Here is a 9,917-nt window from a genome sequence, read left to right on the forward strand (position 1 = left end):
GGGGTTTATACTCAAATTATTGGACCCGGTCGACTAAGCTAGTTGAGAGAGCAGGGTGAATATGAGTGGTCGATGCGATTAAGTCACTTTTTAAATGTTTTAGCGTTAGGGCTGTTGCTGCTGTCATTTTTGACCGCAAGCGGCATCTATTACCTTATTTATCTGCCCAGAATTCAAGAGCAAGTAAAGTCACGCCAAGACATGAATTTAGAGGCAGTGCAAAAAGGGATCGCCTATGCACAAAAAAATTTAGACACCCTCTGTTACGACTATGCCATATGGGATGATATGGTAACTTTTGTCGATAATGTATCGCCTGAGTTTGCCCTTAAAAATCTTGATGACAATGCTTTCGAGGTTGCCAATATCGATGGCTTCTACGTGTTTAATCGCCAAAATCAGGTGGTGTGGCAATATACCAGTCAAGAGGCCTTCTTGGCTCAGCAACTGCCATTGGCTGAGGCAGAATTTATCGGGCAGATCTTACCTTCTCCTGAGCAGATGAATGCAAATAAGCCATCTTCACGTAGTGGTCTGCTGCGCATGGGTGACAGGGTGGTTTATTTTAGCAATGTGACAGTGCTACCGAGCGATGGTGAGGGGAGAGTCGCTGGGAGTCTGTTAACTGTGCGGAACGTTAGTCCGGAGATCCACACTGAGATAGAGCAGTTTAGCTTAATCAAGTTTGATCTAGAGGTGTTGGCAAAGGATGCTAAGTTGGCTGATATAACCACCTTAGGGTTTAGAGAGCCTCCTCGTGTCAGTGATATTCGTGAGTACCACTCCTGGTATGTTCACGATGTGCTTAAGGTACCGTCACTTAAGATCACAGTGCACCATGATAAAAACCTCATTCCATCGATATTTACCATTGAATCAATCTTGATGTTCTTAAGCGTCCTGGTGATGTCCTATGTGGCTATCATTCCGTTTTCCGCGCTGGTGGTTCGGCCGCTAAGGGTTGCCAATGCCGTGCTGGATAAGATGGCTCACCGCGGTGTACTGCTGACCATGCCAACCTCTTGGTCGATTACCGAGGTGGCTAAGTTGACCGAATCGTTTAACTTGGTGGTGGAGAAGCTACAGCGGCATCAAAATTATCTCGAGTCCCTCTCTTTTAACGACCCTTTGACAGGTATCGCCAATCGCCGAAGCTTGGAAGTCTTTGCAGAGCGCGCTCATCAGCAGTGGCGCGATGGAAAGGGCGCTATCGGCTTTATCATGCTGGATATCGATTACTTTAAGGCCTACAACGACTCAGTGGGGCATCAGAGTGGTGATCAGGCATTGGTCAAGGTTGCTCAGGCCTTGATGCTTGAGTGTCGTCGTCGTGGTGAGCTGGTGACCCGCTATGGCGGCGAGGAGTTTTGCGTGGTGATCCATAGCGATAATATTGCCCAGATGGAGCTGTTGGCGGGGCGTATGCTGCAAAAGATCAGAGAGCTGAATATCTATCATCAGGCATCTCCCTTTGAGAAGGTCACAGTAAGCATGGGCGCTGTACTTTACGACGGTTATCACCCCTCTTTTGCCGATGATGATTGGCAGCAGATGATAAAACTGGCCGATGAACAACTTTATCAGGCCAAAGAGAGTGGCCGTAATCAGCTAAAAATACTACACCGACGGGTAAGCCCACTCTCTGTGGTTGGCTGACTTAGCGTTAGAAGATGGCTAGGCTTTTATAAAGTACCTGAGTTCAAGAGACTGTGTTATTAGCTGATTGGTGAGATTGTTGAAACGCAACTATGAGCTAGGTTCGCCTGGCAGCGGGTGGCGTCTTATATCGCTACGTCTATGCATAACGACTATGCTTAATGCCTATTGCGTCTTGTTAGCTTGTCAGGCGCTTGAGCCTGAGATAGCCTGATGACTAACATAGTACAGCCTCCCCCGAGTATCTCCTGCTCGTTTAAAGGCAGCATTTTATGCTCGCTGATGTGACTAACTTTCTTCTAGATCTTGGCCATTATGTTCAGGGTTAAAATATTCATGACTTGTGAGAATGAAAACTGAGGTTGTATCTGGAGGGATAAAAAATTGAAAAGTGGAGAGATTTACAGACACAAAAAAGCCTCGCATTGCGAGGCTTTTTTGTGTGGTGCGCTAGGCACCCGCTTAATATGGTGCCCGAACCCGGAATCGAACCAGGGACACGAGGATTTTCAATCCTCTGCTCTACCGACTGAGCTATTCGGGCGACGGGGTGCATTAAAAGGCTTTTGCGCATTTGAGTCAACTAATTTTTGCAAAAACTTCGTATAACTGACCTGTTTGGATAACTTTTGCCCGAAACGTCGATTTTTAGATCAAATGCGGCTGGTGCGAAAAGTGGGCAGGGAGAAACTCAAGTTTGAACCCGTTTGAAGTCAATTGCGTTCGGGGGAGATATTTTGGCCTGGGTTGTCTACTCTATATTCGCCTAGAATTAAAAAAGCCCCGCAGAGCGAGGCTTTAAAATAACATGTGATTACTTGAGCATATCGTTATTGGGATAGTTGGTTTTCATCACCATAAGCACATGATCTTTAAGTTTTTGTTGACCAAGTTCTTCATAGGCGGTCGCCATGATCTCCAAGGCGCGTTCGGTGGATGGGGTACCTGGGTAGGTTTCCAACACCGTCTGGGCACGCACGGCCGCGGCGCTCCAAGCATTCATCTTGATATAGTACTCGGCCACGGTGATCGCATATTTAGCAAGACGATTTTTTAAGAATTGCATACGTTTTTGCGCATCGGCAGCGTATTTGCTGTTAGGATACGACTTTATTAAACGGTCAAAGTCTTTAAAGGCTTCTTGCGCCGCTTTAGGGTCTCTATCGGTTCGGTCGATATTGAGCATGTCGTGGAACATGTAATTATCGGCCTGCATGTTTACCAGTCCACGCATGTAATAGACATAGTCTATATCTTTATGAGTGGGGTTGAGACGGATAAAGCGGTCGATATTAGCAATACCAGAAGCAGAATCGTCCAGTTTGTAGTATGCATAGATCAGGTCTAACTGTACCTGTGTCTTATGTGGACCGAAGGGATAGCGAGAATCTAAGGCCTCAAGAGAGCGAATCGCTTTACTATAGTTGCCCAACTCCATAGAGGTTCTTGCTTGAGAATAGAGGACTTCAGGGGAAGATTTACTGAGCTCAATATCATCTTCTGGTTTACTACTGCAAGCCGTTAAGGCCAGTGACAACAAGGCGACAGCGGCGCCTTTAGCAAAATTATGCATACTTGAATTCGATTCTTTTTAAGTTGTAGTTAAGAATTTTTCCATTTCACGATAAAATAGAAACAATCCGATTGTAACAGATAGCACTTTATTTTGGACCCCAAAACGCGGGTACGGTTCCTATGACACAAGAGATTAATCTAAAAAGCGAGATCACAGCAACACAAACCGGGCAAAGATTAGACCAAACCCTGGCGGAGTTGTTCCCTGATTATTCCCGTACACGTATTAAAGAGTGGATACAGGCTGGTGCCGTCTACGTCGATGGTATGGTGCAAACTAAGCCTAGAGAAAAGGTTCTTGAAGGGCAGGAAATTGAGATTGAAGCCACCCTGCAGGAGGAAACCAAGGCTGAGGCGCAGGCAATCGATTTAGATATTGTCTACGAAGATGACCATATTTTGGTGATCAACAAGCAAGCTGGCTTGGTGGTGCACCCTGGTGCGGGTAATAGTGACGGTACCTTGATGAATGCTCTATTGCATCATTGCCCCGAAATTGACCTCGTGCCAAGGGCGGGTATTGTGCACCGTCTCGATAAAGACACCACAGGACTTATGGTGGTAGCCAAGACCGTCGAAGCGCAAACCCACCTGGTTGCCGCACTGCAGGCGAGAGAGATCACCCGTGAGTATGAGGCCATCGTTTCGGGCACCATGACTGCCGGCGGTGTAGTGGATGAGCCTATCGCGCGCCACCCCACTAAACGTACGCATATGGCGGTGCATCATAGTGGTCGTCCTTCGGTGACTCACTATCGCGTGGCGGAAAAGTTTCGTGCTCATACCCGACTGCGTCTGCGTCTGGAAACCGGCCGTACTCACCAGATCAGGGTGCATATGGCACATATTGGTCATATCTTGGTGGGCGATCCTGTCTATGGTGGCCGTCCGCGTCCGCCTAAGAAGGCGACGCCAGAGTTGACGGAAGTTCTGAATAACTTCAAACGTCAGGCACTGCATGCGGTGCGCCTAGAACTGGCTCACCCCTTCACCTGTGAAATCATGAGCTGGCAGGCGCCTATTCCTGAGGATATGGTGGCGCTAACTCGTGCCCTGCGTGAAGACAGCAAGGCTCATCCGGCAGAGTATTAATGATACCTGACGATTGGTTCATTCCCCCCGGCGTAAAATTGGCCTTTAGCCAGCGCTCGGGTGGAGTGAGTCTTCCCCCCTTCGATAGCCTGAATCTTGGCGATCATGTTGGCGACGATCCTGAGTGCGTGCGGCTTAACCGGCTGCGTATCTCGCACTCTCTTGGCTTGTCCTCTGCTCCAGCCTGGCTTGAGCAGGTACATGGCACAGAGGTTATCGATCTCGACGTCGATGCCAATAGGGTTGCCGATGGCAGCTTGTGCCGCAGCGGCGAACATGTCTGTGTGGTGATGACGGCAGATTGCCTACCTGTGTTGATTTGCGATCGAGGTGCAACTCAGGTCGCGGCGGTGCATGCGGGTTGGCGTGGCCTGTGTCAGGGGATACTCGAATCGGCTATCGCTCAGTTTGAGGCACCGGCCGATGAGTTGCTGGTTTATCTTGGGCCCTGTATTGGTCCGGATGCATTTGAAGTGGGTGGCGAGGTTAGGGCGCAGTTTATGGCCCAGCATGTCGATACGGCAGCCTTTTTTAAGGCAAATAACGATAAGTATTTAGCGGATCTGCAAGGGATCGCCCGTTATCGCGCCGAGCGACTCGGCGTTGCTGCTGTTTATCAATTACCCCATTGTACCTATAGTTTGAGTGCCGATTATTTCTCTTATCGCCGCGACGGGAAAACCGGTCGTATGGCCTCGTTTATTTGGTTGGAAAAGTAGCGTATTTTTTCACCAACTTTGCCCTTATTGCTTGAATCCTCCTAAAAAGCCCCCATCTATACTGTTAACAAAGCACTGAAGGTTTCCTTCATTCGTTAATTTTTTAGGAGGCTGTATGCGACTCGATCGTATGACGAACAAATTCCAGATAGCAATCTCCGATGCTCAGTCATTAGCGTTGGGGCGTGACCATCAGTTTATTGAGCCGATTCATTTGATGATGGCCCTGCTCAATCAGGATGGGGGCTCTATTCATCCACTTCTGACCCAGGCGGGGATCTCGGTAAGCACCTTGCGCTCGGCGCTGAGTCAGGAGCTTGAACGCCTGCCACAGGTTGAGGGAACCGGTGGTGATGTTCAGCTGTCTCAGGCGCTCATTCGCCTGCTGAATCTGTGTGACAAATTGGCGCAAAAGCGCAAAGACAAATATATCTCCAGCGAGCTGTTTGTGTTGGCGGCCCTAGAGGGCGGCGACGCGCTGGCCCAGTGTTTGAAGAAATCTGGCGCCACCAAGGAGTTGCTTGAGAAGACCATTGAAGAGGTGCGTTTGGGTAAAAACATTGACGATCCTAACGCCGAAGATCAGCGTCAGGCGCTGAAAAAATTTACCATAGATCTGACCGAGCGCGCTGAGCAGGGCAAATTAGATCCTGTGATCGGCCGTGATGATGAGATCCGCCGAACCATTCAGGTGCTGCAACGCCGCAGCAAGAATAACCCTGTGCTTATAGGTGAGCCCGGTGTCGGTAAGACAGCCATCGTCGAAGGCTTGGCACAGCGTATCATCAATGGCGAGGTGCCAGAGGGGATTAAGAATAAGCGGGTATTGTCGCTTGACTTAGGTGCATTGGTGGCTGGTGCCAAGTATCGTGGTGAGTTTGAGGAGCGCCTCAAGGCGGTGCTTAATGAATTAGCGCAGGAAGAGGGGCAGGTGATCCTCTTTATCGACGAGCTGCATACTATGGTGGGCGCAGGTAAGAGTGACGGTGCCATGGACGCGGGCAATATGCTTAAGCCTGCTTTGGCCAGAGGCGATCTGCACTGTGTTGGCGCGACTACACTCGATGAGTATCGCCAATATATTGAGAAAGACGCCGCGCTCGAGCGACGTTTTCAGAAGGTGCTGGTGGATGAGCCGAGTGTCGAAGACACCATCGCCATCTTACGCGGCCTGAAAGAGCGCTACGAGCTGCACCATCATGTGGAGATCACAGATCCTGCGATTGTGGCGGCGGCCAGTATGTCTCATCGCTATGTCTCAGACCGGAAGTTGCCCGATAAGGCTATTGATTTAATCGATGAGGCGGCCTCGAGTATACGTATGCAGATAGACTCTAAGCCGGAGCCGCTGGACAGACTAGAGCGCCGCACCATTCAGCTAAAGCTGGAGGAGCAAGCCCTGATCAAAGAGAGCGACGAGGCCAGTCAACGCCGCTTGAGTACTCTGCGTAGCGAGCTGGCTGAGGTCGAGGCCAAGGCCGCCGAACTTAATGAAGTTTGGCATACTGAGAAGGCTGCATTGGCGGGCACTCAGCATATTAAGGCGGACCTAGAGCAGGCGCGTATGGATCTTGAGGTGGCGAGGCGCGCAGGGGATCTTACCCGCATGTCTGAGCTGCAATATGGCCGTATTCCAGAGCTTGAGAAGCAACTGGACTTGGCCGCTCAGGCCGAGATGCAGGATATGACGCTGCTGCGTAACAAGGTCTCAGATGTGGAGATCGCCGAGGTGTTATCTAAGGCTACAGGTATTCCTGTGTCTAAGATGCTCGAAGGGGAAAGAGAGAAACTCTTACACATGGAAGAGGCGTTACATACACGGGTGATAGGGCAAAATGAGGCCGTAGATGCGGTGGCTAATGCGATCCGACGTAGCCGAGCGGGTCTTGCCGATCCTAATCGTCCAATTGGTTCGTTCCTCTTCCTCGGCCCTACGGGGGTGGGGAAGACTGAGCTATGTAAATCGCTGGCGAAGTTCCTGTTTGATACCGAAGCGGCCATGGTACGTATCGACATGTCTGAATTTATGGAGAAGCATTCGGTGTCACGTCTGGTCGGTGCGCCTCCAGGCTATGTTGGCTATGAAGAGGGTGGTTATCTGACCGAAGCGGTAAGACGTAAGCCTTATTCGGTGATCCTGCTCGATGAGGTGGAAAAGGCACATCCCGATGTGTTCAACATTCTGCTGCAGGTGCTGGATGATGGTCGTTTGACCGATGGTCAAGGACGCACGGTCGATTTTCGCAATACCGTGGTGATTATGACCTCTAACTTAGGTTCGGATGTGATCCAAGAGCGTTTTGGTATCGCGACTTATGCCGAGATGAAAGCCGAGGTGATGAATGTGGTTACCCATAGCTTCAGGCCTGAGTTCTTAAACCGTATCGACGAGAGTGTTGTGTTCCATCCATTGGAGTCAGAACATATTGCTCATATCGCTCAGATACAGATAGATAGCCTGAAAGCTAGACTGGCAGAGAAAGATTTTGAGCTCGAGGTGAGTGAAGCTGCCTTAGCCTTAATCGCCCAGGCCGGATTTGACCCTGTTTATGGTGCGCGTCCTCTAAAACGTGCCTTGCAGCAAGAGGTCGAAAATCCGTTGGCGCAAAAACTACTCAGTGGTCAGTTGCTCCCTGGCACACCTATTAAGGTGGACGCCGCCAGTGGTGAGTTATCCTTCCATCAGTAAGCAATGAGTCTCGAGATAAAGCCCAAACTTTGGTTTGGGCTTTTTTATATTTGAGCCAGCTTTTGCATTTGTTCATTATTTGCACTAATTTGCAAGGGGTAGATATCTTCTCATTTGAGTTTTTATGCCGTGAAGGAGTAATGGATGAAAACAAGGTTAACAATAGTGGCAGCAATGGCCGTTTTGACGACGGCGTGCAGCTCAGCTCCAGAGCAGAGGAGCGATCCATCCTACATTGAGGTGGGCAACGTGGAATATGACAGCCTCTATCATTATGGCTATAACACGGGGTGCCGTAGCGCAGGCTATCTTAAGAGAAACCCTGGAGCCGACACCCTTGAAGAGATGAAAGATAAGGTATTGGATGGCTTGTCTGAATTTGATAAAGGTTGGGATGCTGGTACCCAGGCATGTCAAGACGGGGTCAGTCGCTCTATGTATAAGGTAAAAGGTAATTCGTGACTGGCTAATGCCTTTGAAGTTAAGGCGACAATCGGCCCAGGGCCGACTGTCGCTGATAGCATCGATTGGCTATTTGTTGCAGAAAAGCTTAATGCGCTGTTTCTGCGCAGCTATCTCTGATTGTCTATCTTCCTCTGTCATACGCACCATTTCACCATCTTTCTCATTCTTACGTGTGAGACGCGTATGAGTCTCCAGCACCTTCAATTGGTGTTGGGCATTTTCACAGATTGCCTTAGCCTGGGCTTTGTCTTTTTCGGTTATCGCTTCGGCGGCTAATGCGGCTTCACTCTTTTGTTCTTCCTGTCTCTCTGTAACCTTAGGGGCGGTAAAGCCTACCTTTTGTTGTTCGATATCTTCGCTATAGAGCTTTTCTGTCTTAATTTCAGGTGGTTTTTCCTGGCTATAGTGAGTGACACCATTCTCATCGACCCACTTATAGATAGTGGTTGCAAATGCAGGGGCACAAAGTAGAAGGCCTAATAGTGCGCTGACATAAAATTTTCCGGTCATCATAGTATCCATATCAGTGTTGGCATCGAGCCTGGATGCTTTTATCTGCCAACAATTAGAGGTCCGTATAAAAAGTGAGCTTAAATCTGTGTTATCTTTTAATTTTATTAAGATAACCTCGCTCCTTAGTATATGCAAAATTTAAACAAAGAGACGGTTAAGAACCGCGGTATCTATCTTTTACCTAATCTGTTTACTACGGCAGGATTGTTTTCCGGGTTTTACGCAGTGATAGCGTCAATGAATGGCCAGTTTGAATCGGCGGCGATTGCTATCTTTGTTGCCATGCTTTTCGATGGCATTGATGGCCGTGTGGCTAGGATGACCAATACCCAGAGTGCATTTGGTGCCGAATACGACAGCATGGCTGATATGGTCTCCTTTGGCGTCGCGCCGGCATTAATTGCCTACAACTGGGCCTTGGCCGATCTCGGTAAAATAGGTTGGTTGGCAGCTTTTATCTATTGCGCAGGCGCGGCATTGCGACTCGCCCGTTTTAATACTCAGGTAGGCGTTGCCGATAAACGTTACTTTCAGGGCTTAGCCAGTCCGGCAGCTGCGGCAATTATCGCAGGGGCGATATGGACGGGAACCTATTATGAAATTAGTGGCGACAAAGTGAGTTTTCTTGTGGTTGTAATGACCATGTGCGCCGGCTTATTGATGGTGAGTAATTTTCGCTACTATTCATTTAAAGACTATGACTGGCGTAGCCGGGTGAACTTTGTCGTTATACTCGCGCTTGTCGGCCTGTTTGTCTTGGTGTCAGTGCAGCCTGCAACCATTCTCTTTATCGCCTTTAGCCTTTATGCGCTTTCTGGCCCCGTCTATACAATACGTAAGGTGAAAAAACTCAAAGTTAGCCATGTCGTGGGGGATGAGAATGACTCTGAATTTGAGAATGCCCCTGAATTGGTGAGCAAAGAGCCGCAAGTTAAGGCTTCAGACAAGACCGAACCGCAATGAATGCAGACCCTAATTAAAATCCCCCAATATTTGGATTAAGATTTTTGGCAGAGTGAACTATTATGTGCCAAACTTATTTTCCGCTTCTGAAGTGACAGGGTATGACAACAGGCTTTTTGTTGGCCACTTGTTGCTTGCGGGTTGGCTTTGTGTATGAGGTTTCGCGAAACCTCTTGGGTTTTGGTTGAATTTTAATCGCTCAAATCTTTTCGACAAAAAAGCCCTTGCGTAAAAGTTTCTGCTCC

At 48.9% G+C, this 9,917-nt stretch carries 9 protein-coding genes and 1 tRNA gene; 6 read left to right on the plus strand and 4 right to left on the minus strand.

The window, feature by feature from the left end; translation table 11 throughout:
* Positions 1-72 precede the first annotated feature (72 nt).
* On the plus strand, positions 73-1,656 hold the full coding sequence (locus NY07_RS17500; protein WP_033540654.1) for a sensor domain-containing diguanylate cyclase: 1,584 nt from the start codon (positions 73-75) through the stop codon (positions 1,654-1,656).
* Positions 1,657-2,124: 468 nt separating this feature from the next.
* On the opposite strand, the gene NY07_RS17505 is transcribed toward NY07_RS17500, so the two are convergent.
* Both NY07_RS17505 and NY07_RS17510 read right to left on the minus strand, forming a co-directional pair.
* Positions 2,125-2,200, minus strand: a tRNA-Phe gene (locus NY07_RS17505).
* A 270-nt stretch (positions 2,201-2,470) separates the two neighbouring features.
* The gene (locus tag NY07_RS17510) at positions 2,471-3,229 is read right to left on the minus strand and encodes an outer membrane protein assembly factor BamD (RefSeq protein ID WP_033540655.1); all 759 of its coding nucleotides are present in this window, start codon (positions 3,227-3,229) and stop codon (positions 2,471-2,473) included.
* Between the two features lie 122 nt (positions 3,230-3,351).
* On the opposite strand from NY07_RS17510, the gene rluD reads away from it, so the two are divergent.
* From rluD to NY07_RS17530, 4 genes are all read left to right on the plus strand, one after another.
* Positions 3,352-4,323, plus strand: coding sequence for a 23S rRNA pseudouridine(1911/1915/1917) synthase RluD (gene rluD / locus NY07_RS17515; RefSeq protein WP_033540656.1), 972 nt, complete (start codon positions 3,352-3,354; stop codon positions 4,321-4,323).
* Positions 4,323-5,042: a peptidoglycan editing factor PgeF gene (pgeF, locus tag NY07_RS17520; protein ID WP_033540657.1), complete on the plus strand. Its 720-nt coding sequence runs from the start codon at positions 4,323-4,325 to the stop codon at positions 5,040-5,042. The genes rluD and pgeF overlap by 1 nt, the downstream gene beginning before the upstream one ends.
* A gap of 115 nt (positions 5,043-5,157) precedes the next feature.
* Positions 5,158-7,731, plus strand: coding sequence for an ATP-dependent chaperone ClpB (gene clpB, locus NY07_RS17525; protein ID WP_033540658.1), 2,574 nt, complete (start codon positions 5,158-5,160; stop codon positions 7,729-7,731).
* A gap of 144 nt (positions 7,732-7,875) precedes the next feature.
* Positions 7,876-8,193 carry a hypothetical protein gene (locus NY07_RS17530; protein WP_033540659.1) on the plus strand — a complete coding sequence of 106 codons (318 nt, stop codon included), beginning with the start codon at positions 7,876-7,878 and terminating at the stop codon, positions 8,191-8,193.
* Positions 8,194-8,262: 69 nt separating this feature from the next.
* Here NY07_RS17530 and NY07_RS17535 read toward each other — a convergent pair whose 3' ends face one another.
* On the minus strand, positions 8,263-8,706 hold the full coding sequence (locus NY07_RS17535; protein WP_235363964.1) for a DUF4124 domain-containing protein: 444 nt from the start codon (positions 8,704-8,706) through the stop codon (positions 8,263-8,265).
* Between the two features lie 132 nt (positions 8,707-8,838).
* On the opposite strand from NY07_RS17535, the gene pssA reads away from it, so the two are divergent.
* Positions 8,839-9,672 carry a CDP-diacylglycerol--serine O-phosphatidyltransferase gene (gene pssA, locus NY07_RS17540; RefSeq protein ID WP_033540661.1) on the plus strand — a complete coding sequence of 278 codons (834 nt, stop codon included), beginning with the start codon at positions 8,839-8,841 and terminating at the stop codon, positions 9,670-9,672.
* Between the two features lie 60 nt (positions 9,673-9,732).
* On the opposite strand, the gene NY07_RS19780 is transcribed toward pssA, so the two are convergent.
* The coding region (locus tag NY07_RS19780) for a hypothetical protein (RefSeq protein WP_235363965.1) at positions 9,733-9,917 on the minus strand (185 nt) is incomplete at its 5' end.

The organism is Shewanella sp. ECSMB14101 (assembly GCF_000773485.1).
In the GTDB taxonomy this organism is placed as follows: Bacteria; Pseudomonadota; Gammaproteobacteria; order Enterobacterales; family Shewanellaceae; genus Shewanella; species Shewanella marisflavi.